A 24,930-nucleotide genomic window follows, 5' to 3' on the forward strand; every position below is an offset into this window, starting at 1 on the left:
GGGGGGGGGATTTCAAATTGCACCTTTGACCACGGTCACCTGCGGGCGGCTCAGGCGGCACAATCCGTAGTAAATCGCAGCTCCCAGTAACGACCCGGTAAACCAGCCGTAGTCGTAAAACCAGCTGAAGGCGCTGCTGCCCAGTGACAACAGGGTCAGCGCAACCGGCACGCCGAAGGCAATGAAACCGTTCCAGTTCCAGGCCGGGTACACACCATCGAGGTAGAGCCCCTCAAGGTCGAGTTTTTGCTGACGGATGATGAAATAGTCCACCACCATGATCCCGGCAATCGGCCCCAGCAGGCTGGAATAGCCCAGCAGCCAGTTGGAGTACACGGTTTCAAGGCTCACGTCAGAGACCAGCAGGCCGAGTTTTTTCAGCAGTTCATGGGCCATCAAGGCCAGTCCCACCAGACCGGTCAACATCACGGCCTTGGTGCGGTTGATCAGTTTTGGCGCGATGTTCTGGAAGTCGTTGGTGGGCGAGACAATGTTGGCGGCCGTGTTGGTGGACAGCGTGGCGATGATGATCAGGGCCATGGCCAGGGCCACCCAGCCAGGACTCTGGATGTGGCCAATGAGGCTCACCGGATCGGACACCGTGACGCCCACCAGTTTTTCCGAGGCAGCGGTCAGCACTACCCCCAGCGCGGCGAACAGAAACATGGTCAGGGGCAAACCGAATATCTGGCCCAGAATCTGGTCTTTCTGGCTTTTGGCGTAGCGGCTGAAGTCCGGGATATTCAGGGACAGGGTCGCCCAGAAACCGACCATGGCGGTCAGGCCGGCAAAGAAGTATCCGTACACGCTGGCACCCTCGGGGCGCTTGGGCGGCTGGGCCAGCAACTCGGTCATTGACACGTTTGGTAACGCCCAAACCAGCAAGCCGATACCGACCAGTACCAGCAGCGGGGCCGACAGGGTTTCAAGCCATTTGATCGACTCGGCACCGCGTAATACCACCCACAGATTGAGGGCCCAGAACACCATGAAGCCGATCACTTCTCCGGTGCCGCCGAGGCTTTTCCAGCCTTCAAATACCGACCCCAGGAACAGGTGAATGGCCAGGCCGCCGAACAGGGTTTGAATGCCGAACCAGCCGCAGGCCACCAGGGCGCGGATCAGGCACGGAACGTTGGAGCCAAGGATGCCGAACGAGGATCGCAGCAATACCGGAAAGGGAATGCCGTACTTGGTGCCCGCAAATGCATTGAGGGTCAACGGAATCAGGACCACGATATTGGCCAGAAAAATCGCCAGCAGCGCCTCACCCACACTGAGCCCGAAGTAGGCGGTCAATACGCCGCCCAGGGTGTAGGTCGGCACACAGATGGACATGCCGATCCACAGCGCCGTGATGTGCCATTTGTTCCAGGTGCGCTCGTGAACTTTGGTGGGCGCCATGTCGTGGTTATATCGGGGACTGTCGAGAACGTCAGTCCCGGCCTCCAGTTCGAACAACCCGTTACGTTCGGTGACTTGTGATCTGCTTGGCTGCATGCTCGTTCACTCTCTTGTTTTGGTGTTCTGGTAACAGGCGCTGCGCAATAACACAGTGCGAATCACTTGCCTGGTCCGGTGAATCCGGTTCTGGCAGCGACAATCAAGAACTGTGCCGTGTTAGTTGCCTCCCCCTGTCTATCGGCTTTCGGTACTTGCAACTGGCTGGTTTAAAAGGTTTTAACCATCAAGGCAAATGACACTCATTCCCGTTAAAGACCCCTCTTTTAACTCGTTCCTCTTTTTTCATATAACAAAACGAAACAACTCGGTGCACGCTTATTTATTTTCCGCTTTAAGCTCCCGTTCGCTCAGGGCCTCAAGCGCCTGATTTAGCATAAGAAACTTCGCCTATATTTGAATCCTGTCAAGTGCGTCAAAATGGTGATGCCGTGCACTATTTTGGTGATTTAAATTAAAAATCTATATAAATCAGTTGGTTATATAAATATAAGTGCTTTAAAAATAAAGTTTGATCATTTAGCAACAACACTCTAGATTTCATTCCTGACACCAGTGACAGGAACCGATCCTGTACAGCGGTCGTAATAACAACACTTAGAACCGGTTATAGCCGGTCTGCCTGCGAGGAACTCGGTATGTCACTGTTAATCCGTGGCGCTACGCTTGTGACCCATGATGAAAGTTATTGTGCTGATGTTTATTGCGCTGACGGTCTAGTCCGCGCAATTGGAACTGATCTTGATGTTCCGGCCGGCTGCGAAGTGCTCGATGGCAGCGGTCAATATTTACTTCCCGGCGGTATCGATCCGCACACCCATATGCAATTACCCTTTATGGGAACTGTGTCCAGCGAAGACTTTTTCAGTGGTACTGCTGCCGGTCTGGCCGGTGGCACAACTTCAATTATCGACTTTGTGATTCCCAACCCTCAGCAGTCCTTGCTGGAGGCCTTTCATCAATGGCGCGGCTGGGCTGAAAAATCGGCTTCGGATTACGGCTTCCACGTGGCGATTACCTGGTGGAGCGAGCAGGTGCGCGAAGAAATGGCCGAGCTGGTCAGCCACCACGGGATCAACAGCTTCAAACATTTCATGGCTTACAAAAACGCGATCATGGCCACCGACGACACCCTGGTCGCCAGCTTCGAGCGCTGCCTGGAACTGGGTGCGGTGCCCACCGTGCATGCCGAAAATGGCGAGCTGGTGTATCACTTGCAACGCAAGCTCATGGCCCAGGGCATGACCGGGCCCGAGGCCCATCCGCTGTCGCGCCCCTCCCAGGTGGAGGGCGAAGCAGCCAGCCGGGCGATCCGCATCGCGCAGACCATCGGTACGCCGCTGTACATGGTGCATGTCTCGACCCGTGAAGCGCTGGATGAAATCACCTACGCCCGCAGTCAGGGCCAGCCGGTGTATGGCGAAGTATTGGCTGGCCATTTGCTGCTGGATGAAAGCGTGTACCAGAACCCCGACTGGCAGACCGCGGCCGGCTACGTGATGAGCCCGCCCTTCCGTCCTCGCGGGCATCAGGAGGCGCTTTGGCATGGCTTGCAGTCCGGCAATCTGCACACCACGGCCACCGATCACTGTTGCTTCTGCGCCGAGCAAAAAGCCGCCGGACGTGATGATTTCAGCCTGATTCCCAACGGCACGGCCGGCATCGAAGACCGCATGGCGGTGCTCTGGGATGAAGGCGTGAACACCGGGCGCCTTTCCATGCAGGAGTTCGTCGCACTGACCTCCACCAACACCGCGAAGATTTTCAATCTGTACCCGCGCAAAGGCACGATCCGGGTCGGCGCCGACGCCGATCTGGTGCTGTGGGACCCCCAGGGCACGCGCACCATTTCCGCCAAAACCCACCATCAAAAAGTCGACTTCAACATCTTTGAAGGCAAGACCGTGCGCGGTGTCCCCAGCCATACCATCAGCCAGGGCCGCCTGGTATGGGCCAATGGCGATCTGCGGGCGGTGCGCGGCGCCGGTCGCTATATCGAACGTGCGGCCTACCCCGCGGTGTTCGACCTGCTGAAAAAACGCGCGGAGCAGCACATGCCCGTTGCCGTAAAGCGCTGACTATAAAAACCACTGCCCGACAGAGGCAGACGATCCCCACAACCGTGAGGCAACCAACGTGATCAAGTCCCTGAACCATTTGCCGCATTCCCACCAGGATGCGGTGGCGCTGGCCAGTCATTTCACTGATCTGGCACCGCCCCTGAACGCCCGACAGGCCGTGCTGGAAAGCTCGCGCTGCCTGTATTGCTATGACGCCCCGTGTGTCAATGCGTGCCCCAGCGATATCGATATCCCGTCGTTCATTCGCAATATCCAGCAGGAGAATGTCCAGGGCGCCGCGCACAAGATCCTCTCGGCCAACATCCTGGGCGGCAGTTGCGCCCGGGTCTGTCCGACCGAGGTGCTGTGCCAGCAGGCCTGCGTGCGTAATAACGACCAGGAATGCGCCCCGGTCTTGATCGGCTTGCTCCAGCGGTATGCGGTGGACAATGCGCAGTTCAGCGAATACCCGTTCACCCGGGCAGCGCCCACCGGCAAGCGTATCGCCGTAGTCGGGGCGGGCCCCGCCGGCCTGGCCTGTGCCCATCGCCTGGCCCTGCTCGGGCATGAAGTGGTGATCTTCGAAGCCAGCGAGAAAGCCGGCGGCCTCAATGAATACGGAATCGCCAAATACAAGCTGGTGGACGACTTTGCCCAGCGCGAGGTGGATTTCGTGCTGCAAATCGGTGGCATCGAGGTGCGCCATGGCCAGCGACTGGGCAGCAATCTCAGTCTGAGCGAGCTGCATCTGCAGTTCGATTCGGTGTTTCTGGCCATCGGCCTGGCAGCCAGTCGCCAGTTGGGCCTGCCCGACGAAGACGCGCCCGGCCTGCTGGCCGCCACCGACTACATCCGTGAACTGCGCCAGAGCGACGACCTGACGCAACTGCCCCTGGCCGATCGCTGCATCGTGCTGGGCGCGGGCAATACGGCCATCGATATGGCGGTGCAAATGGCCCGTCTTGGTGCTCGCGAGGTCAATCTGGTGTACCGCCGAGGCCTTGAGGACATGGGCGCCACCGGGCACGAGCAAGACATTGCCAAGGCCAATCAGGTGCGGCTGATGACCTGGGCCCAGCCACAGGAATTGCTGCTGGATGAACAAGGCCGCGTGCGCGGCATGCGCTTTGCCCGTACCCGCCTTGAAGGCGGGCGCCCGGTGAGCACCGGTGAAAGCTTTGAGCTGGCGGCAGATGCGGTGTTCAAGGCCATCGGCCAGACGTTCGATGAAAGCGCGCTGAACGATCCGCTGGCCCAGGCGTTGAAGCGTGCGGGTGACCGGATTGAGGTGGATGAGCAACTGCGCACCAGCGTACCCGGGGTCTATGCCGGGGGCGATTGCACCTCCCTGGGCCAGGATCTGACCGTACAGGCGGTACAACACGGCAAGCTGGCCGCAGAAGCCATTCATGCCCATCTCATGCTTAACCAGGAGGCAGCGTAAATGGCCGATCTCTCGATTGTTTTCGCCGGTATCAAGGCACCCAACCCGTTCTGGCTGGCCTCTGCGCCCCCCACCGACAAAGCCTATAACGTGGTCCGCGCCTATGAAGCGGGCTGGGGCGGCGTGGTCTGGAAAACCCTGGGTGAAGACCCGGCGGCGGTCAATGTGTCGTCCCGCTATTCAGCCCACTTCGGGCCTAACCGCGAAGTCATGGGTATCAACAATATCGAGTTGATTACCGATCGCTCTCTGGAGATCAATCTACGGGAAATTACCCAGGTCAAAAAAGACTGGCCGGACCGGGCGTTGATCGTGTCATTGATGGTGCCGTGCGAGGAGCAGGCGTGGAAATACATCCTGCCGCTGGTTGAGGCCACCGGCGCCGATGGTATCGAGCTGAATTTCGGCTGCCCCCACGGCATGCCTGAGCGGGGAATGGGGGCGGCGGTGGGCCAGGTGCCCGAGTACGTGGAGATGGTGACCCGCTGGTGCAAGACCTATTGCTCGCTGCCGGTGATCGTCAAGCTGACGCCCAACATCACCGATGTGCGACTCAGCGCCCGGGCCGCCCACCGCGGCGGTGCGGATGCAGTGTCGTTGATCAATACCATCAACTCCATCACCAGTGTCGACCTGGAGCGCATGGTGGCGCTGCCAATGGTCGGCAGCCAGAGCACCCACGGCGGCTATTGCGGCTCGGCGGTCAAGCCGATAGCCCTGAATATGGTGGCCGAAATTGCCCGTGATCCACAAACCCGGGGCTTGCCGATCTGCGGCATTGGCGGCATCGGCAGCTGGCGTGATGCGGCGGAATTCATCGCCCTGGGCTGTGGCGCGGTGCAGGTGTGTACCGCAGCGATGCTCCACGGGTTCCGGATTGTGGACGAGATGAAGGATGGCTTGTCGCGCTGGATGGACAGCCAGGGCTACACCAGCCTGGAGGATTTCTCCGGGCGCGCTGTGGGCAACACCACCGACTGGAAGTACCTGGATATCAATTACCAGGTGATCGCCAAAATCGACCAGGATGCCTGTATCGGTTGCGGGCGCTGCCACATTGCCTGTGAGGACACGTCGCACCAGGCCATTTCCAGCGTCAAGCTGGCCGACGGTACCCGTCGTTATGAGGTTATCGAGGACGAGTGCGTGGGTTGCAATCTGTGTCAGATCACCTGCCCGGTGGAGTCATGTATCGAGATGGTGCCACACGACAATGGCTTGCCGTTCCTGGACTGGAACCATGATCCACGCAATCCGTATCACGTGGCATCCTGAAGCACGGGGCCAGCGGATAACCCCGTCGCGAGCAAGCTCGCTCCTGCAGGTCTGAGCCTGTGGGAGCCGGCTACCGCTCAGGGCTCCAGGCCGATCCCGCGCAGGATCACGCTGGTGACCGTCTGTACCGCCCGTTCGAACTGGATGTCCGACAGCGGCTGGTGATCGTTGAGGATGTTTACCTGATGGTCGAAGTCGGCGTAATGCTGGGTTGAGGCCCAGATCATGTACAGCACGCTGGCGGGCTCCACCGGCAGAATCCGCTTGTCCACCACCCATTGCCGGATCTTGGCTTCTTTCATCTTGGCCCAGTCATAGAGGCTGGCATCCAGCGCCAGGCCCAGCGAAGGAGCGCCGTGGATGATTTCGTTGGCCCAGACTTTCGAGCCGTAAGGCCGGGTGCGCGAATGGTTCATTTTGGCCCGGATATAACTGCTGAGTACCAGCCGCGGGTCGTCGTAGGTCTCGAAACACAGCGCATCCTGTTTCCACACGTCGAGCAGGCCCAGCAGCACTGCACTATAGAGCTCGGTTTTGGTGCTGAAGTAATAATGCAGGTTGGAGCGTGGCAGCTGAACTTCAGCGGCGATGTCCGCCATTGCCGCGCCCGCAAAGCCTTTTTCTGCAAAAATCTTCTCGGCGCCGAGAAGGATTTTTTCTACGTTCGCCCGGCGAATTTCAATTTTGTGATTGCTCATTGCTTATCGCCCTTGTCCTTGTGCTTCATCGATGAGCACCCTGACAATTCAGGCCCCCCCGCAGACGCAAAATATTCTCGCCCGAGGCGTCGCATAGCGCCTGTTAAGGCTACGCTTACGCTGCTACGCGACACTGCGGCAGTTTAATTCGCGGCGGGTAATTCAATCACGTCCGTTTCAATGCCATCGAGTTTGGGCTTGAGTTTCATTTTTTCCTGCGCCTCATGAGCCTGGGCTTCAGTGGCGAATGGTCCGACCAGGAAGTGCTTCACGCCCTCACGCTCATAAATATAAGGAGTGAAACCATTGTCAAGAAGCCTTCCCGTGGTATCGGTGATAGTTGCGCGCTGGCCCTCGGTGATCTCCAGCGCCCAACGGGCAACCGGGGCCTGGACCGCCGTAGCTTCAGAAGCTGCTTTAGCCCGCTGGATTTTATCGTTAGACTCCTGACCGCAAGCCGTCAAGGCCAATATTGCTGTCATCACGATGACTTTACGCACTGCGTTTCCCCTGTCTGTTTGTGTGAATCGATTTTATCACTGGGGCACCAACCATTGCTCACCTTGAACAAATCCGATTCGCCCCAATTTAAGGCTCATACGCGAGAACTTTTCCCCTGTGGGGAATTAAGTCCCTGGCGCTGACGTCTGTAATGAGCGGCGCATTTATACGCACTAAGCAGTATTCTGTAGTCATGAACGAAGCCGCACCGTCTCAGAGACGTGCCTTACAAAGCCCTCAAGGAGAAAAAAATGCTGATTCTCACCCGTAAAGTTGGTGAAAGCATAAACATTGGTGATGATATTACGATCACTATTTTAGGAGTCAGCGGGCAACAGGTCAGAATCGGCATCAACGCGCCGAAAGATGTCGCTGTTCACCGTGAAGAAATTTATCAACGCATCCAGGCAGGTCTGTCTGCCTCTGACAAAAACGATCAACCGTAAACCTCCGAGGTATCAGCCCTTGGAATGAGTGTCAGGGCTGCCCGGCCAGCCCTCCTCAATCCACGACCTCAGAGGCAACCCGTCACGCCCTCCCCCTCGCTTGTTCAAGCCTGCTTCAGTACTGGATTATTCCTGCCTACTTGACCGTTCCAAGGTTTGCGACCACGCTCAGTCCGCGTAGAAAGCTGATACAGACTGAGTCACTGCACTGATGAAGGTCTGAAAGCGCCTCCTAATGTCAGCCCGGCAAAGGGCTGGACCTGTACCGTCAAGGAATGAAAGACATGTCCGATTTAATCGTAGTGGGATTTTCAGATACCGAAGTAGCAGATCGCGCCCTCACCAAAATGGTTTCGCTCAGCAAAGAGCACCTGGTAGAGCTGGAAGATGCGGTCATTGTGGTTCGTAACGCCGACGGCAAAATCCATATCAAGCAAAGCGTCAACCTTACCGCTCTCGGGGCTACTTCTGGCCTGGTCACCGGCGGCCTTTGGGGGGCACTGGTGGGCCTGCTGTTCCTCAACCCGCTGGCCGGTTTTGCCATTGGCGGCGCTCTGGGCGCAGGCACCGGCGCCCTTTCGGGTTCGTTGAGCGACTACGGGATTGATGACCAGTTCATCAAGTCCCTGAGCGAAACCATCCCCAACGATTCCTCGGCCCTGTTTTTGCTGCTGCGCAAATTCCAGCCGGAAAAAGTGCTGCAAGAGCTTGAAGACTCAAACTTCAAAGGCAAGGTCCTGCGCACCTCGCTGTCCCCTGAACAAGAGCAGAAGCTGCAGGACGCCCTGTCCAAAACCGCGGCAGTGGGTACTACAACCGTCTAAGCCCTTATTCGGGTTGCATCGGCCATTCGGCAGCCTTGATGGCTGCCGGATTCTAGCCCAGGCGCACTGCCGTGCCGGTGGCAAACACCACCAGCATCCCGCCACGCCCTGAAGGCATGCTGATTTCGAAGTTCAGCCCGACAATGGCATCTGCCCGCAAGCCTTGCGCCCTGTCGCGAATTTCATCCGTGACCTCGGCACGCGCTTCTTTCAGTGCCCGCTCCAGGGTCTGAGAGCGCCCGCCAAAGAAATCCCGCACCCCGGTAAAAAAATCCCGCACTACGTTGATGCCGTGTACCGACTCGGCACTGACCACTCCCAGGTACTCGGTGATCTGGCGGCCTTCTATTCGGTTGGTGGTGGTGATGATCATGGCGGTTCCTCAAATATTCGCGAGCGGGATGGTGATCCCTGATTGTGCAAAAGATTAACTCAAACCCCCGCACCTTTGCCGCGCCCACTGCTCTAAACAGGGCTGCGCTGGCCTTATCCGCCTGCAGTGGTACTGTTGTCAAAGCTGTGACAGGCCCCACCCGGGGCTACTATGCTTAAAGCGAATAAATCTAAAGACGTAAGAGTTGGGACCTCTCGCTCGGCAGATGCAGATGGCTGATATGAACTCAATAGCTGCGCCAAGCCACTTTTCGATCCCGCTTACAGGAAGCCCATAATGGTTCAAAGACAAGTCATCAATGCCTCGGTCAGCCCGAAAGGCAGTCTGGAAACACTCTCGCAACGTGAAGTTCAGCAATTGAGCGAAGTCGGCTCAGGCAGCAGTTACACCCTGTTCCGACAGTGCGTGCTGGCGATCCTCAATACCGGCGCCCAGGTCGACAACGCTAAAACCATCCTTGAGGCCTATCAGGATTTCGAGGTGCGGATTCACCAGCAGGACCGTGGCGTTCGCCTTGAACTGCTCAATGCGCCGGCTGATGCATTCGTTGATGGCGAAATGATCGCCAGCACCCGCGAGATGCTGTTCAGCGCCCTGCGCGACATTGTCTACACCCAAAGCGGCCTGGACAGCCCGCGCATCGACCTGAGCACCTCAGCAGGCATCACCGACTATGTGTTCCACCTGCTGCGCAACGCCCGCACCCTGCGCCCGGGCGTAGAACCCAAGATCGTCGTGTGCTGGGGTGGTCACTCGATCAATACCGAAGAGTACAAGTACACCAAGAAGGTCGGCCACGAACTGGGCCTGCGCAGCCTGGACATCTGCACCGGCTGCGGCCCGGGCGTGATGAAGGGGCCAATGAAAGGGGCCACGATTTCCCACGCCAAACAGCGTTTGACCGGTGGCCGTTATCTGGGCCTGACCGAACCGGGCATCATCGCCGCCGAAGCGCCGAACCCCATCGTCAACGAACTGGTGATTCTGCCGGACATCGAAAAACGCCTTGAAGCCTTCGTCCGGGTTGGCCACGGGGTGATCATCTTCCCGGGCGGCGCCGGGACTGCCGAAGAGTTCCTGTATCTGCTCGGTATCCTGATGCACCCGGAAAACAGCGATGTGCCGTTCCCGGTCATCCTGACCGGGCCAAAGGAAGCAGCGCCGTATTTGCAGCAGCTGCATGAATTTGTCGGCGCCACCCTCGGCGAGGCGGCACAGACCCATTACCAGATCATCATCGACAACCCGGCCGAAGTGGCCCGGCAAATGACCTCGGGGCTCAAGGCGGTGAAAATGTTCCGCCGCGAGCGCAATGACGCGTTCCACTTCAACTGGTTATTGAAAATCGATGAGGGCTTCCAGCGTCCGTTCGAGCCCACCCACGCCAATATGGCCAGCCTGCAATTGCGCAGCGACATGCCGGCCCATGAACTGGCGATCAACCTGCGCCAGGCTTTTTCCGGGATTGTGTCGGGCAACGTGAAGGAGAAAGGCATTCACTTGATCGAGCAGCATGGCCCGTACGAGATTCATGGTGACCCGGCAATCATGAAACCGCTGGATAAACTACTCCATGCATTCGTTGCCCAGCACCGCATGAAACTGCCGGGTGGCGCGGAGTACGTACCCTGCTATCGCGTCGTAAGCTGAGCCTGTCCTGAGGGGCATGCCGGGCGGGCAAAAGCGCATTGCGCCCGGCTTGCCCGGCAAAGGATTACTTCAACGGTGCAAATTTTTTGACCGTTTCCAGCCAGGCCGGATCCAGCCGGGTCTGTTCGGTATCGATACCGAGCGCCTCCAGCCGTGCCTTATGCAGATCAATCTCGTGAACCATCTGGCTCAGCGCACTGGAATTGGCGTCCAGCTGGTACATCTGGGTAATCCCCAGGTGATAGAAGCGCAGCAGCTTCATGGCCGTCACATCGCCAGCCATCACCCCCGCCGTCACATGGTGCATGACGTTGGTGACTTTCATCAGACTGCGTTTGAGCTGCCAGCCATACACCGCCGGTGCCATCCAGGGCTGCGACCAGAAGTTGAACCGCACCAGGGCAATGGTGATGAGCAAAGCCACAATCACGCCCGCCAGGTTCAAACGGAAATTATCACCACCCTCGACTCCCAGCAGCATCACTGCCAACCCGGATACCAGTAGCGCCAATGCAGCAAAGGTCAGCGCGATGTACAGGGTGCTGCGCCGGGTCTTCTGGCGATAGATCTCGGGGCTGAGCGGTTTTATTTCAAACATCACTGTCACAAAACTCCTGGCTGATTATGAAAGTCCAAGGCGCATTATGCCCGTCCACAAGCCAAGGGGATTGAATCAATCAGCGTAACGCGTGGGGTGCGCTGATTGGCAGTCAAGGTTGCATCGGAATGAGGCGATTGGGCTTGACCGCCTTGAACGAGAAACTTGAATAAATTTCCTTTACCGCGGGCAAGGTCTGCAGCACCTCCCGGGCAAATTCACCGAAGGACTCCAGGTCTTTGGCCACCACTTCGAGCAAGAAGTCATAACGGCCCGAGATGTTATGGCAGGCAATAATTTCAGGGATGTCCAGCAAGCGCTGCTCAAAATCCCTTGCGGTTTCCCTGGAATGCGAAGCCATCATCAGACTCACAAAAGCTGTCACCCCGTAGCCCAGCTCCCTGGGTGAGAGAATCGCTTGATAGCCACAAATAAGGCCGCTTTCCTCCAGGGCTTTTACCCTTCGCCAACAGGGCGAAGTGGTCAACGAAACTTTCTCGGCCAGCTCGGCAATGGTCAGGCGCGCATTGCCTTGCAGCGCGCTAAGCAGGGCCTTATCGGTTCTATCCAGAGCAATTGGCATAATTTGCCTCCAAGTTTCAGCATGACCGGCTTTTATGCCAATAAACCTGTATTTGGCTGGCCAATATGGAATTTTTATTGTTGGTTTTAAGCATAGCATCGGAGGAAATATCGGAGAGTCCGCCATGACTGACAAGAACAATGACTTCGGTTTTTCTACCCGCGCGATTCATCACGGCTACGATCCACTGCAGAATAACGGCGCGCTGATACCACCGATTTATCTCACCTCAACCTTTGCCTTTCCCACCGTCGAATATGGCGCAGGGTGTTTTGCCGGTGAGCAAAGCGGGCATTTTTACACCCGCATTTCCAACCCGACCCTGGCCCTGCTGGAGTCGCGCATGGCGGCACTGGAAAACGGCGAAGCGGGTGTGGCATTCAGCTCCGGCATGGGTGCGATTGCCGCCACCTTCTGGACCCTGCTCAGACCCGGCGATGAAATCATCGTCAACCGCACGCTATACGGCTGTACCTTTGCCCTCCTGCACCACGGCATCGGCGAATTCGGGGTCAAGGTCAAGCATGTCGACATGTCCGACCTGATCGAACTCGAAGCCGCGATCAGCCCGGCAACGCGCATGATCTACTTCGAATCACCGGCCAACCCCAACATGAAGCTGGTGGATATAGCCGCCGTTTCAGACATTGCCCACAAGCACCAGGACATTGTCGTCGCCATCGACAACACCTACTGCACCCCGTACCTGCAACGCCCGCTGGAACTGGGTGCCGACCTGGTCGTGCATTCGGCCACCAAATACCTCAGCGGTCACAGTGACATTACGGCGGGCATCGTCGTGACCAGTCAGGCCCTGGCAGACCGGATCCGCCTGCAAGGCCTCAAGGACCTCACGGGTGCAGTAATGTCGCCCCAGGATGCCTATCTATTGATGCGCGGCCTCAAGACCCTGGCCTTGCGCATGGACCGCCATTGCAGCAACGCTCAAGTCATCGCCGCTTGTTTGCAGGAGCACCCCGCGGTGGAATGGGTCGCCTACCCCGGCCTGCCCTCTTTTCCCCAGCACGCACTGGCATCCCGGCAAATGAAACTGCCGGGGGGCATGATCGCCTTTGAACTCAAGGGTGGCCTTGCCGCGGGCCAGCGGTTCATGAACGCCCTGCAACTGTTCAGCCGTGCAGTCAGCCTCGGCGGAGCAGAGTCGCTGGCGCAGCATCCCGCGAGCATGACCCACTCCACCTACACCCTGGAAGAACGGGAGCGGCATGATATTTCCGAGGGGCTGGTGAGACTGGCGGTAGGTCTGGAAGACATTGCCGATTTGTTGGCGGATATCGAGCAGGCACTGCAAGCCTGAACCGCATCTGGGCAGCGACTACAGAAAATGCGGTTGTTTGGTAAGCATGTGCACAGGTGTGAACCGATGCCGGCTCAACCCGGCGGGATCGTCGCCAAAATGCCGATGCCGATGGTCAACGCCAAAAAACCACCTAAAAACCATGCCATCTTGCCCATAACAATTGCCCTCAAACGTTCGTAATAAAACAGGCGCAGAACACCTGCCAGCACCATGGGAGTGATGCCCGGGGCTCACGCCCTTGCCTGTCTCGAAAGGTTGGGGGCAATTCTGCGCCGCGAACTGCACACATAACAGTCGCAGATAATGCGAATAAAAGCGGATCAGTTGTGCGGCAACACAAAGTGGGCCGGTGACACGCTGCGCTGATACTCGGCCACAACGGCCTGGCTCAGGTTAACCACCGCCTCGTTCAACTCCAGGCCGGCACCGGCGCGCCAACTGGCATACACCGAAAAACCCGGAGCGGCCTCGATCGGCAAGGCGATCATCGCCCCGCTCTGCAATTCACGGCTGACCAATACCGGAGGCAAGGCGCCGATGCCGAAACCGTCGGCTACCAGTTTGATAATGGCCGCCACCGAGTTGATACAGCTGACCCTCGGCGCCGCAATGGCGTGCTGATGCAGAAAGTTGAGCATGTCCTGATGGGGCCGGGAATGCCGGGAGAACGTCAGCAACCGTTCCTGACACAGATCCGCCAGGCTAGCGTAACTGCGATCCTGCGCGCCAGCACGGGCCACGACCCAGCTCAGCGGGTAACTGGCCAGTTGCACGTTGCGTACCCCGTCTGCCCGGAGCAGATCGGTCTGGAACACCAGATCCAGCTGCCCCTTGAGCAATTGCTCACTCAGGTTCAGCGCGGTATCGGCCGTCAGTTCGACTTCGACCTGCGGATAATCGCGGCTCAAGGCACTGATCAACTCGCTCAGCCAACTGTGAATCACGGTGTCCATCACCCCGATCCGCAAGCGCCCGGCAAAGCTGTCGGCCAGGCCCAGGGACTGCTGCAGGCGTTGCTGGGTGGCCAGCATTTCTTCGGCGTAACCCAGCACCTTGTGCCCCTCGCGCGTCAGGCTCACCCCACGCGAGTCACGCAGGAACAACTGCACACCCAGCTCGGTTTCGAGGACCGATATGCGACTGGATATCGCCGCCTGGGTGGTTGAAAGTTTCTCTGCGGTCAGGCGGAAACTGCCAAGACGCGCCACCCAGACGAACGTAAGAAGAAAACGCATGTTCATTAAGGGGGTTTTCTCCGGACCGGAACAAGTGCGTCACTCTAAACCTTTGCCGTGAACTCAATCCAGTCGGCTTAAGTCGGTGATTGGCAAAACTTTTTTGTTCGGGGGTGACAACTTTTTTTGACTGGACGCGTAGCTCAAAGCCACCAACCATATCGGCCAATGATGCTCCCTCATCGGGCGTCAAAAATAAAAAAACACGCTGAGTCCGGCAGCGTACCGATTTTGCGAAAGTGTGCCTGACCGCTTTCGCCTTGCCCGCACCAGCCTGCCCTGGTGTTGCGGCATTCAGCTAAGGGATTTCCCCCTCATGCAAACCGTCGTAAACCTGTGGCCCCTGATTGGCGTGTTCGTCATCATTGCGGGCTTTATACTGCGCTTCAATCCACTGCTGGTGGTGAGCGCGGCGGCTATCGTCACCGGCCTTGCAGCCCACTTCCCCCTGGAAAAAATCATTACCCTGATGGGCGAAGGCTTTCTCCAGACCCGCGCCCTGCAACTCATTCTGTTATTACCCCTGGCGGTGATCGGCCTGCTGGAGCGCCACGGTTTGCGCCTGCATGCACAAAACTGGATCGCCAGCTTTCAGCGGGCAACCGTCGGCCGGCTGCTGATCATGTACCTGTTCCTGCGTGAAGCCACCGCCGCGGTGGGCCTGACCAGCCTGGGCGGTCATCCGCAAATGGTGCGCCCGTTGCTGGCCCCCATGGCCGAGGGTGCGGCCGAGAACAAATACGGAAAGCTGCCGGACAAGGTGCGACACAAGGTGCTGGCCATGTGCGCCGCCACCGATAACATCGGCCTGTTCTTTGGCGAAGATATTTTTGTCGCCTTTGGTGCCATCGCCCTGATGCATACCTTCCTGCTGGGCTCGGGGCTGGATGTCGAGCCGCTGCACATTGCCTTCTGGGGCATCCCCACCGCCATCTGCGCCTTTATCATCCATGCATTACGCCTGTATCGCTTCGATCTGATGCTGTCGCGCAGCATGGCCGAAGTCGCTCAAGACGATGCTGACGCGGCGAAGGAGCTGGCACGATGATTATCTCTATCGAGTATTTCTACTGGCTGGCCGGCGCGCTGCTGCTGATCACCGCGGGCATGATCGCAACTGACCGCACCCACCCCAAGCGCTGGACCAGCAGCCTGTTCTGGGCACTGTTCGCGATGGTATTTCTGATTGGTGACCGGCTTTCGCCGTTCGTGGTCGGGGTTGGCGTGCTGGTGATGGCCGTTATTGCCGGCATCGGTGGCGTCGGTCGCGGCGCCCATGCCGAGTTGCACGTCAAAGCTGCACGGGCCAGCGCCGGCCGCCTGGGCCACAAGCTGTTTATCCCGGCGCTGTCGATTCCACTGGTAACGGTGATTGGCTCGGTGCTGCTCAAAAACGTCCAGATCGGCGGCGTACCGCTGCTCGACCCGAAGAACACTACCTTCGTATCGCTGGGCATCGGCTGCATGGTGGCACTGGTACTGGCTTGCATTCTGACCCGCGACACACCGCTGCAGGGCTTGCGCGAGTCCCGGCGTCTGACCGAAGCCCTGGGCTGGACCATGGTATTGCCGCAAATGCTGGCCATGCTCGGCCTGCTGTTCAATGACGCCGGAGTCGGCGCGGCAGTCGCCCACGTCACCACCGCCTACATCAACATGGACTACCGTCTGGTAGCAGTGATGGTCTACGTGCTGGGCATGGCCCTGTTTACCGTGATCATGGGTAACGGCTTTGCTGCATTCCCGGTGATGACCGGCGGTGTCGGGGTGCCAATACTGGTGGGGGTCTACGATGCCAACCCGGCAGTGATGGCGGCGATCGGCATGTTTTCCGGCTATTGCGGCACCCTGATGACGCCAATGGCAGCCAACTTCAACATCGTGCCCGTCGCCCTGCTGGAGCTGCCGGACAAATACGCCGTGATCAAGGCCCAGATGCCAACGGCGCTGCTGATGCTGGTGGTCAATATCGTCCTGCTTTATCTGTTGATGTGAGGCCCGCCATGCGCACTGTGCTGCTGACCGGTTTTGAACCGTTCGACCAAGATACGATCAACCCGTCCTGGGAGGCCGTGCGCCTTCTGGACGGCGTTTTGCTCAGCGATGATGTGCGCATCGTCGCCCGCCTGTTGCCCTGCGCCTTCGCCGAGGCGCCAGCCCGGCTTGCCGAGTTTCTGGCGCAACTGGCACCCGAGATGGTGATTGCCGTAGGCCTGGCAAGCGGCCGTGCAGACTTGTCGGTCGAACGGGTGGCAATCAACCTCAATGACGCGCGGATCCCCGACAACCAGGGCCTGCAACCGATCGACACGCCGGTGGTGGCGCAAGGGCCTGCAGCGTATTTCAGCACCTTGCCGATCAAGGCCATGGTGCGGGCAATCAAGGCTGCCGGCATTGACGCCTCGGTATCCCATACAGCCGGCACCTTTGTCTGCAATCAGGTGTTCTATAGCTTGCAGCATGCTCTCGCCGGCTCGGGAGTACGCAGTGGCTTTATCCATATCCCCACGCTGCCGCAACTGGCCCTGGAGTCCGGGGTGCCGTCCATGGCACTGGAGACTGTGGTTCAAGGGCTGCGGATTGCCCTGATCAGCGCGCTGAACACCGAACAGGATGTGCTTGAAACCGGCGGTCAGGTGAGCTGATCGCTGAATCCCGGCCCTTGGCGTCATGGGTGGCAGCCAGCCAGGGGCCTTGATGACAGCCCCCTGCGAGGGCAATTTCACCCGCCCTTGATTGAGCCCCCACGCTCGGCGCCCTCTTGCAGCAGGGCCATACCGCACCTCGCGCTCTAGAATCCTACGCAACCATTCATTATGAGATTTGTTTTCTATTTATAGGCATATTTATAGAATAACTTTTACCAAAAATCTGATAACAGGCAAAAACATTCAATATTTTTCGCTCCATTAGTCGGTACCATTTTCCTCACACTTTGCAGGAAGGTACCGCTGTAATGCATGACGCCATGACTCGCTACATACACGCCGGAAGAACCCCGCAGGCCTTCGGCGGGCTGGTCAACACCCCGGTCTTTCGCGGTTCGACCGTCCTGGCGGACAGCTTCGCCAGCTGGGAGGCGAGCAAAAAAAACGGCAATCCCTACTCCAACTATGGACGCTTCGGCACACCCACCACCCGCTCGTTCGAGCAGGCCATGGCCGAGCTTGAAGGCGGCCATGGCTGCCTGGTTTTCCCTTCGGGCCTGGCAGCCTGCACCCACGCCCTGCTGGCTTTTGTCAGTGCCGGCGATCATGTGCTGATGACTGACAACATCTACGGGCCCACACGTACGTTTGCCAGCAATGTACTGAGCCGCCTGGGGGTTGAAGTCGAGTATTTTTCACCGCTGATTGGCGCCGGTATTGCTGCCCTCATGCGCCCCAACACCCGGGTAGTCTTCGCCGAATCACCGGGCTCGCTCACGTTCGAGGTGGCCGACCTGCCTGCAATCTGCGCTGCCGCCCACGAGGCAGGCGCCTTTGTGCTGCTGGACAATACCTGGGCATCCCCCCTGTACTTCAAGCCGTTTGAACATGGGGTTGATGTGTCCATCCAGGCGGCCACCAAATACATCGTCGGCCACTCGGACGCCCTGCTGGGCACGGCCACGGCCAACCAGAAGGCCTGGGAGATCCTTAAAGCCGGGGCCCATGATTTCGGGCAGACCGCCAGCCCGGACGACTTGTTTCTGGCACTGCGTGGCTTGCGCACCCTGCCGATCCGCCTGCAACAACACTGGCGTAGCGGCGTGGCACTGGCGCAAAGCCTGAGCGAGCACCCGGCCATCAGCCAAGTGCTGCACCCGGCCCTGGCCAATGACCCCGGGCATGACCTCTGGAAGCGGGATTTTCTGGGCGCCAGCGGCCTGTTCTCGATACGGGTCAAAACCCGGGACACAGCCGTGCTGGGGCGGCTGTTCGATAATTTGCAACTGTTCGGGATCGGGCTGTCCTGGGGCGGCTTCGAAAGCCTGGTGGTCCCGGTCGGCCAGCCTGTGCGCAGCTGCACCCGCCAGCCCGACGAAGGTTATCTGATTCGGGTACATGCCGGGCTGGAACACATCGACGACCTGGTCGAAGACTTCCATCGGGCTCTGGATATAGCGTTTAAACAATGCAGGGTTGCGGTGGCCTGAACCCATCGCGAGCAAGCTCGCTTCTACAAGTCTGCGCTGTGGCGACTACACACCTTATGGCGCATAGCGCAGAGGCAGCCGCGTGGAATACTTGATTTGCTCCATGGAAAAACTCGAGCTGATGTCGGCCAGACCCGGGATGCAAATCAACTGTTTGTAAACCCCGTCATAGGCCGCGACATCCGGCACTGCCACCCGCAACAGGTAATCCGTGTCACCCGCCATCCGATAGACCTCAACCACCTCATCCACTGCCGAGACCGCGGCGTGAAACTGCGCCAGCCAGTGCGCATTGTGTTGCGTGGTTTTGATCGACACGAACACCACCACCCCTACATTGAGTTTGTGGCCGTCCAGCAAGGCGACCCGGGCACGGATGATTCCGGACTCTTCCAGCTTCTGAATCCGCCGCCAGCACGCCGTGCTGCCCAAGCCAATCTGGTCGGCAATTTCGGCCACCGGCCGCGTGCAATCGGTTTGCAGAATTTGCAGGATGGCCCGGTCAAGCTTGTCCATGGAGGTCTTTACCTTGCTGGAAAAATGGAACGGCTCAGCCCTTGGCTGCCATTGCGGTCACTTCCACACGCATGCCTTCGACTGCCAATGCGGCTACACCCACGGCGGCGCGAACCGGCCATGGTCTGGCAAAGAAACGCTTGTACACCTCGTTGAATGCCGCGCGGTCAGCCATGTCCGTGAGGTAAATGGTCAGATGCAAGACCCGGTCCATGGAGCTGCCTGCGCGTTCCAGCGCGACCTTGAGCGCTTGCAGCGTGCATTCGCTCTGCTCGGTGATACCCCCCAGTTCCAGGCTGCCATCGGCACGGGTGGGAATCTGGGTGGAAACCAGCAGGCCGGCAAAACCGGCCACGTCGGACGAGATCGATTGGGTGTCTGGATCAGGGGTGAAGGTGATGTCTTGGTTGGCCATGTAAATCTCTTTTTGTTGGGGAACTGTCACGCTTGAAGCGCCACAGTTTACAGCCTCAGCGTCGGAACGTTGTTGATCGAGTCTTAAATAACCGCAACCCGGACCGCCACTGTGGCGACTTGTGCGGCAATCGCGCCAGTCAAACAAGCGCTCATCCGCACTTGCCGGGGTGACTTTTTGTCATGACATCCTCTACAGCTGCTGCTCATTGTCAGCCTCAAGCCAGCGCTCCTATTTTGCTATTTCGTTCCAGCCAAGGAGTAGCAAACATGCATCACTCATCTGAGCACACCCCCGACATCCAGTCCGCCGCCAGCCTGCTCAACAGCGGCGATGTGTATTCCGGCGCCTACAACTTTATGAGCAGCATCAGTGCCGGGGTCGATCCGCGCACCGGTGCGTTCTCGGCCTCGATCAGCCTGCCCACCGGCGCCGCCAATGATTTACGCGGGCCCATCGGCCAGTTGCATCTGAGCCATAGCCCGCTGATGACAGCCGACCAGGGCTTTGGTCTGGGCTGGATGCTCGGCACCACCTCCTGGGACGGTGTCAGCCAACAACTGCAGCTCAATTCCGGCGAGCGCTTTCGCGGTGAGATTGTCGGCCAGAGCATGCGTTTCCCCGATGTGCGCTTGCCGGTGGTAACGGTCACGGTGCAGCGCCAGGAAATGTGGATCCGGCATAACGACGGCAGCTGTGAACGCCTTATCCCCTTACCCGGACATCCAAGCCTGTGGGTGGTCAGCACCCTGGTGGGTGCCGATGGCAGCGCTCTGAGGTTTGACTGGCGTTCGGTTGGCAACGCGGCCTACCTGCAAAAAATCAGCGATGCCCAGGGCCGCACGGTGCTGGCACTGACCTACGAGGGCGTGCTGACCCATCTGACGTTGCAACCGGATACCCCCTCACAGGTGGTGATGTCTTTTCACCGGGTCTCCGGGCAGTTGCGCCGAGTGACGGTAGACGGCCTGCCCGATAATGGCTGGCAGTTTGAATACACCCGCAGTGATTCAGGCCTGTTGCTGCTGAGCAAATGTACCCAGCCCACCGGCAGCACCGAGGAAGTGACCTATAGCGAGGCAAACGGTCTGGCGTTGCCGCCGGGGGCGCCGTTCCCACGGATGCCGGTGGTCAGTCAGACCCGCAAGGACCCGGGGGACGGCCAGCCGGTGCAGCTGGTTCGCTATGACTACGGCCTGTACGGCAGCAACAACTATTTTGGCTGGCCGGCAGTGCGCCAGTGGCGCAACCGCGAAGACAATCTCTATCACCTGACCGGGGGCGGCGATTTTCTCTACGGCTCCACCGAAACCCTGATGGATGCCCGGGGCACCCCCCTGCAAACCATCAGCCGCACCTTTAACCGTTTCCACCTGCTGACCCGCGAACGCACCTTGCAGGGCCAGACCCTGCAGGAAACCGAGACCACCTATTACGACGAGCCCTGGCTGCCCATTGCCCGGCAACTGCCGTATTTCCAGTTCCCGCATAAAGTCATTACCCGCAAGGCGCAGCTGGATGGCCAACGGGTGCTGCGAGAACTTGTTACCGAGGAAGAAACCCGCTACGACGAGCTGGGTAACCCGGTGTGGCACCGCAATGCATTGGGGGCCGTTGAAGAGTCCGAGTACTATCCGGTAACCGGTGAGAGCGACGACTGCCCGGCCGACCCACTGGGCCGCATCGCCCGTCTGAAAAGTCGTACGGTCAGTCCGCCACCCGGTACCGAAGGCCCGGTCAAGCAGACCCGCTACCGTTATCAGGCGCTACCGGTGCGTGGGGATGCCCCGGGGTTTGCATTGCCGACTTTTATCCAGAGCAGCGAAGAGCGGTTGCTGCTGGTTGAAGGCGATAAACCCACTGAATTGGGCCGTTCCAGCCAGACCTTTATCAATGCTCCGGCCTCACCCCATCACGGCCGTATGCTCAGCGAAACCCAAAGGGTACAGGGCAAAAGCACCACCCGGACCTACAGCTACACCCTGACCCAAGCGCCAGACGCCCGCTCTCTTCAACGTGCCGTGTTGCAGGAAAATGTGACAGTCACCGGGCACGATGGGCACTCAACTGTTGCCCAATCCTCACAAGATCTGTACTCGGGGCTAATGGTCACCGAGCAGACCGACGAGCAGTTGCGCATGGCCTTTGCCCACGATGCCCTGGGGCGTGTGACTCAGGAAGTCGCAGCCCCGGATTCGGCGTTCGAGGCTGAGGTCAACTGGGCCTATTCGTTGTCGGCCAGCGAGCGCTGCCAGACCCGAATCGGCGCTTCCGGGCGTAAGGAAACTGTCTGGCTCGATGGTATGGCCCGGGAAATCCGCCGTGAAAAACAAACCGACAGCGGTGAGACCTATACCGCCTGGACCGCCGAATATGACGTGCTGGGCCGGGTGTTCCGTGAAACGACTTACGATCCCGGTAACGAAGACGTTCCGGCCTTGAGCCTGACCACCGAACGCACCTTTGATGACTGGGGCAATGTGTTGACTGAAACCAGCGCAGACGGTATCACCCAGCACACTCTGGCCGACCCGGTGGCCCTGACCGGCAGCAGCTGGCAGACCGATGCCAAGGGCGTGCCCGGGGCCAGAACCGTGACCACCCATACCCTGGATGGCAAGCCGCTGACCGAGCAATTATTTTGCGCCAAAGGGGAGTTGCAACACACCTTGCGCTGGAGCTATGACGGCCTTGGCCGTTGCGTCAGCCAGTTCGATGCCATGGGCCGGGAGACCCGCCAAGAATGGGATGCGCGGGACCGGCTGGTATCCACCACCCTGCCCGACGGCAGTGTCATCAAGCGCACCTATGCCGAAGGCCATGACAGTGAATTGCCGGCTACGGTATCGATTAGCCACCCTTCATTGGGCAGTAATGAAGTCCTGCTGGGCGAGCGCAAATATGACGGCCTGGGCCGACTGGTGTGGGAAAAGGTCGGGCAGAGTGTCTCCAAATGGGAATATGCAGAAGGAGAAATCCACGCCCATACCCAAATCCTGCCCGACGGTACCCGGGTGCAGAGTGAGCGCCAACCGGAACTGGGCGACGCATTGCTGTCGCTGCAAGCGCCCGGGATCAGTGTGTTCAATAAATACGATCCGCTAAGCGGCCGTTTGCTGGAATCCCGGGGCAATCTGGGGCTGCAAAAAGATCACTGGTCTCCGTCCGGCCAACTGAGCAAAGCCGACTACGCCTGGCACGGCGACCAGCCGCGCTCGCAACAGCAAAGCACTACACCGGCGGGCACAGTGACGCGCCTGACCGATGCCGACGGTGCCGAACAGCGCTGCCAGTACGACGAATTGGGTCGCTTGATTCAACAGCAAGGCCCTGACGTCACGGTCACCCTCTCCTACGATGCGGCCTCGCGGATTCACCAGCAGCGCACCCAATCAAACGATGGCTCGCGGGATATGACCGTAACCCTGGGCTACGACAGCCTGGGCCGCCCGGCCCGCCGAGAAACGGCTACCCGTACGCCCACCCGACAGTCCCTTGAAATCCAGACCCAGCAATGGCGTAAAGACGGCAAGCTTGCGCAGCGTGAACTGACCCGTGACGGTGTTCTGGTGCGTAGTGAAAGCTTCGACTACGACCTGCGCGGAAGGGTGATTGCGCACCGTCTGCACGGTGAGGATTTACCGCAGGATGCCCACGGCCACCCTTACCGCGAGCAACACTTCCAGTACGACGCCCTCGACAATATTCATCGACTGGAAACGGTCTTTGCCGACGCCAGCGCCAACAATGTCAGCGTATTCGGCTACAACCCTGCCGACCTTACCCAACTGCTTAGCGTCAGTCACAGCCGCGCCGATTACCCGGCACCGGTAACCCTGGAGTACGACGCTCTCGGCAATTTACTGAAAGATGAACGGGGCAATCCGCTGCACTACGATGCCCTGGGCCGACTCATTGGCGTCACCCTGCCTACAGGCGAACGCCGCTGGCACTACGGCCCGGCGGGCAACATCATCAAGACCGAGGACACTAATGGCCCGCGCTGGCGTTACCACACCGGCGGCCAGCTCAGTTGCGAGGTGGGTGAAAACACCCAGACCCGCTGGGTGCGGGCCGGTGACGTTCCGGTGGCTGAAAGCCGTCTTGCATCGGCAGTGCGCGAAGTGATGCTGCTGGGCACCGACGCCCAGGGTTCGATAACCACTGAGGCCAACGACAGCCTGAACACCCCGGTCTACGGCGCCTACGGCCAGAGCCAGCCCGGCACCAGCCGACTGGGCTACGCCGGCGCCTTGCGCGAACAGGACAGCGGCTGGTACTTCCTGGGCGATTACCGCATCTATAACCCGGTGCTGATGCGCTTCCACAGCCGCGACAGCCTCAGCCCCTTCGGCGAAGGCGGGCTCAATGGCTATGCCTATTGCGCCGGCGACCCGGTCAACCGCATCGACCCGTCGGGCCATTCATGGCTGGACTGGCTGTTGCCGGCGGCCGGTCTCGCGCTGGCACTGGTCGGCACCGTGGCTTCCCTGGGTGCGTTGGCGGCGCCCACGGCGGCACTGACCGCCAGCTATGTAACGGCAGTCACCACCGCGACCTTGAGCGTGGTGTCGCTGGCAGCGGATGTGGCCTCGATAGCCTTGCTGGCCACCGGCAATGAAAACGCCGGGCGGATTCTGGGCTGGGTGGGCATGGCAACCGGGCTGGCCTCGGCGGCCCCGTCTATGGCCGGGGCTGCGGCCAAGGGAGTGAAGAGTGCAGGCAAGTTCGTAGGCAGCTGGCAGCACAAACTGCAACATGCAGGGGGGGCTACGAGAGGCCGCCGTGCATTACCCGGGGGAACCCAGCGAGTGACACCCATGCGCGACATGGATCTGTCCTATTTGCTGGAACAAACACCGATCCGGAATAGCTTTTTGCCGCACTTGTCCCGTAGTGATTTGCAAAGTTTAGGGCAAACCAATTCGGCTAACAGGCGCGCCGTTTATAGCAGGCCCCTGGAACTTCCGTCTGCAGCTCCCGTGAGCGTAATCTCTGACGGGAACCTCTATCTGGCTAACGGAGGGTTTCTAGATCACAACCCGGCCTACATCAGAGAAGTCAGACAAATCGTATCCGGCACTCATCCCCACTATTACCCCTGGCAGCTGGGGGAAGCCGGAATCAGCAACCCAAGTGCCTTGAGGATCGTCAGCAGAAGGGAATTAGACCGCTATACGGACCATATAGCCCGACATGGTCGACCAAGGCTGATGAGCCCACTGCAGGAATTGGCCGAAGCTGATTATCAATGGCTTCATTCTCGCACGGCGCAGCGGCCTGCCTCGCCTCCCCAGGAGGCCACGATAAGGCAGAGAACCCAGAGGTGCCGGATTCTGTAGTGCTGTACCTGAGTTAACTCCAGCAGAGT

At 59.2% G+C, this 24,930-nt stretch carries 22 protein-coding genes; 12 read left to right on the plus strand and 10 right to left on the minus strand.

The window, feature by feature from the left end:
• Window positions 1–12 precede the first annotated feature (12 nt).
• Complete coding sequence (locus JQ848_RS13980; RefSeq protein WP_003442400.1) at window positions 13–1,500, minus strand: NCS1 family nucleobase:cation symporter-1; 1,488 nt, start codon at window positions 1,498–1,500, stop codon at window positions 13–15.
• Between the two features lie 599 nt (window positions 1,501–2,099).
• Here JQ848_RS13980 and hydA point away from each other — a divergent pair.
• Genes hydA through preA form a run of 3 tightly spaced genes read left to right on the plus strand, consistent with a single transcriptional unit; the run spans window position 2,100 to window position 6,240 of the window.
• Window positions 2,100–3,539 (plus strand): dihydropyrimidinase, encoded by a 1,440-nt coding sequence (gene hydA, locus JQ848_RS13985; protein WP_003442398.1) that lies wholly within the window; start codon window positions 2,100–2,102, stop codon window positions 3,537–3,539.
• Between the two features lie 58 nt (window positions 3,540–3,597).
• Window positions 3,598–4,965, plus strand: a complete 1,368-nt coding sequence (locus JQ848_RS13990; RefSeq protein ID WP_003442396.1) for an NAD(P)-dependent oxidoreductase — start codon at window positions 3,598–3,600, stop codon at window positions 4,963–4,965.
• Window positions 4,966–6,240 carry an NAD-dependent dihydropyrimidine dehydrogenase subunit PreA gene (gene preA, locus JQ848_RS13995; protein ID WP_003442393.1) on the plus strand — a complete coding sequence of 425 codons (1,275 nt, stop codon included), beginning with the start codon at window positions 4,966–4,968 and terminating at the stop codon, window positions 6,238–6,240.
• A 77-nt stretch (window positions 6,241–6,317) separates the two neighbouring features.
• On the opposite strand, the gene JQ848_RS14000 is transcribed toward preA, so the two are convergent.
• Window positions 6,318–6,938, minus strand: a complete 621-nt coding sequence (locus JQ848_RS14000; protein ID WP_003442391.1) for a TetR family transcriptional regulator C-terminal domain-containing protein — start codon at window positions 6,936–6,938, stop codon at window positions 6,318–6,320.
• 143 nt (window positions 6,939–7,081) lie between these two features.
• The gene (locus tag JQ848_RS14005) at window positions 7,082–7,438 is read right to left on the minus strand and encodes a hypothetical protein (RefSeq protein WP_003442389.1); all 357 of its coding nucleotides are present in this window, start codon (window positions 7,436–7,438) and stop codon (window positions 7,082–7,084) included.
• Window positions 7,439–7,690: 252 nt separating this feature from the next.
• Here JQ848_RS14005 and csrA point away from each other — a divergent pair, with 252 nt between their 5' ends.
• Together csrA and JQ848_RS14015 are read left to right on the plus strand one after the other, a co-directional pair.
• Window positions 7,691–7,885 (plus strand): carbon storage regulator CsrA, encoded by a 195-nt coding sequence (gene csrA / locus JQ848_RS14010; protein WP_003442387.1) that lies wholly within the window; start codon window positions 7,691–7,693, stop codon window positions 7,883–7,885.
• 284 nt (window positions 7,886–8,169) lie between these two features.
• Window positions 8,170–8,709 carry a DUF1269 domain-containing protein gene (locus JQ848_RS14015; protein WP_003442386.1) on the plus strand — a complete coding sequence of 180 codons (540 nt, stop codon included), beginning with the start codon at window positions 8,170–8,172 and terminating at the stop codon, window positions 8,707–8,709.
• Between the two features lie 52 nt (window positions 8,710–8,761).
• On the opposite strand, the gene JQ848_RS14020 is transcribed toward JQ848_RS14015, so the two are convergent.
• On the minus strand, window positions 8,762–9,082 hold the full coding sequence (locus JQ848_RS14020; protein WP_003442385.1) for a YbjQ family protein: 321 nt from the start codon (window positions 9,080–9,082) through the stop codon (window positions 8,762–8,764).
• Between the two features lie 297 nt (window positions 9,083–9,379).
• On the opposite strand from JQ848_RS14020, the gene ppnN reads away from it, so the two are divergent.
• A complete protein-coding gene (gene ppnN, locus JQ848_RS14025) occupies window positions 9,380–10,753 on the plus strand; it encodes a nucleotide 5'-monophosphate nucleosidase PpnN (RefSeq protein WP_003442384.1) in 1,374 nt (457 codons plus the stop codon).
• A gap of 64 nt (window positions 10,754–10,817) precedes the next feature.
• Here the strand turns inward: ppnN and JQ848_RS14030 are convergent, their stop codons facing one another.
• Both JQ848_RS14030 and JQ848_RS14035 read right to left on the minus strand, forming a co-directional pair.
• Window positions 10,818–11,351 carry a DUF3087 family protein gene (locus JQ848_RS14030; protein ID WP_003442383.1) on the minus strand — a complete coding sequence of 178 codons (534 nt, stop codon included), beginning with the start codon at window positions 11,349–11,351 and terminating at the stop codon, window positions 10,818–10,820.
• A gap of 112 nt (window positions 11,352–11,463) precedes the next feature.
• Entirely contained in the window at window positions 11,464–11,934 is a 471-nt protein-coding gene (locus JQ848_RS14035) for an Lrp/AsnC family transcriptional regulator (protein WP_127196381.1), read from the minus strand.
• 124 nt (window positions 11,935–12,058) lie between these two features.
• Here JQ848_RS14035 and JQ848_RS14040 point away from each other — a divergent pair, with 124 nt between their 5' ends.
• A complete protein-coding gene (locus JQ848_RS14040) occupies window positions 12,059–13,252 on the plus strand; it encodes a methionine gamma-lyase (RefSeq protein ID WP_010657419.1) in 1,194 nt (397 codons plus the stop codon).
• Between the two features lie 74 nt (window positions 13,253–13,326).
• On the opposite strand, the gene JQ848_RS14045 is transcribed toward JQ848_RS14040, so the two are convergent.
• Window positions 13,327–13,467: a hypothetical protein gene (locus JQ848_RS14045; protein WP_156428478.1), complete on the minus strand. Its 141-nt coding sequence runs from the start codon at window positions 13,465–13,467 to the stop codon at window positions 13,327–13,329.
• Window positions 13,468–13,575: 108 nt separating this feature from the next.
• Window positions 13,576–14,496, minus strand: a complete 921-nt coding sequence (locus JQ848_RS14050; RefSeq protein ID WP_003442380.1) for a LysR family transcriptional regulator — start codon at window positions 14,494–14,496, stop codon at window positions 13,576–13,578.
• A 310-nt stretch (window positions 14,497–14,806) separates the two neighbouring features.
• Between JQ848_RS14050 and JQ848_RS14055 the strand changes: the two genes are divergently transcribed.
• The 4 genes from JQ848_RS14055 to metC all read left to right on the plus strand — a co-directional run bounded on the left by JQ848_RS14055 (window position 14,807) and on the right by metC (window position 18,628).
• Complete coding sequence (locus tag JQ848_RS14055) at window positions 14,807–15,538, plus strand: DUF969 domain-containing protein (RefSeq protein WP_003442379.1); 732 nt, start codon at window positions 14,807–14,809, stop codon at window positions 15,536–15,538.
• The gene (locus tag JQ848_RS14060; RefSeq protein ID WP_003442378.1) at window positions 15,535–16,485 is read left to right on the plus strand and encodes a DUF979 domain-containing protein; all 951 of its coding nucleotides are present in this window, start codon (window positions 15,535–15,537) and stop codon (window positions 16,483–16,485) included. Before JQ848_RS14055 ends, JQ848_RS14060 begins: the two co-directional genes overlap by 4 nt.
• A gap of 8 nt (window positions 16,486–16,493) precedes the next feature.
• The gene (gene pcp / locus JQ848_RS14065; RefSeq protein WP_160627924.1) at window positions 16,494–17,135 is read left to right on the plus strand and encodes a pyroglutamyl-peptidase I; all 642 of its coding nucleotides are present in this window, start codon (window positions 16,494–16,496) and stop codon (window positions 17,133–17,135) included.
• Between the two features lie 323 nt (window positions 17,136–17,458).
• Window positions 17,459–18,628, plus strand: a complete 1,170-nt coding sequence (gene metC / locus JQ848_RS14070; RefSeq protein ID WP_235972478.1) for a cystathionine beta-lyase — start codon at window positions 17,459–17,461, stop codon at window positions 18,626–18,628.
• 54 nt (window positions 18,629–18,682) lie between these two features.
• Here metC and JQ848_RS14075 read toward each other — a convergent pair whose 3' ends face one another.
• The gene (locus JQ848_RS14075; RefSeq protein ID WP_003442375.1) at window positions 18,683–19,144 is read right to left on the minus strand and encodes an Lrp/AsnC family transcriptional regulator; all 462 of its coding nucleotides are present in this window, start codon (window positions 19,142–19,144) and stop codon (window positions 18,683–18,685) included.
• 34 nt (window positions 19,145–19,178) lie between these two features.
• The gene (locus JQ848_RS14080) at window positions 19,179–19,559 is read right to left on the minus strand and encodes a RidA family protein (RefSeq protein WP_003442374.1); all 381 of its coding nucleotides are present in this window, start codon (window positions 19,557–19,559) and stop codon (window positions 19,179–19,181) included.
• A gap of 269 nt (window positions 19,560–19,828) precedes the next feature.
• Between JQ848_RS14080 and JQ848_RS14085 the strand changes: the two genes are divergently transcribed.
• Window positions 19,829–24,901, plus strand: a complete 5,073-nt coding sequence (locus tag JQ848_RS14085; protein ID WP_202210860.1) for an RHS repeat domain-containing protein — start codon at window positions 19,829–19,831, stop codon at window positions 24,899–24,901.
• Window positions 24,902–24,930 lie beyond the last annotated feature (29 nt).

This window comes from Pseudomonas paraversuta, assembly GCF_904067025.1.
GTDB lineage: Bacteria > Pseudomonadota > Gammaproteobacteria > Pseudomonadales > Pseudomonadaceae > Aquipseudomonas > Aquipseudomonas paraversuta.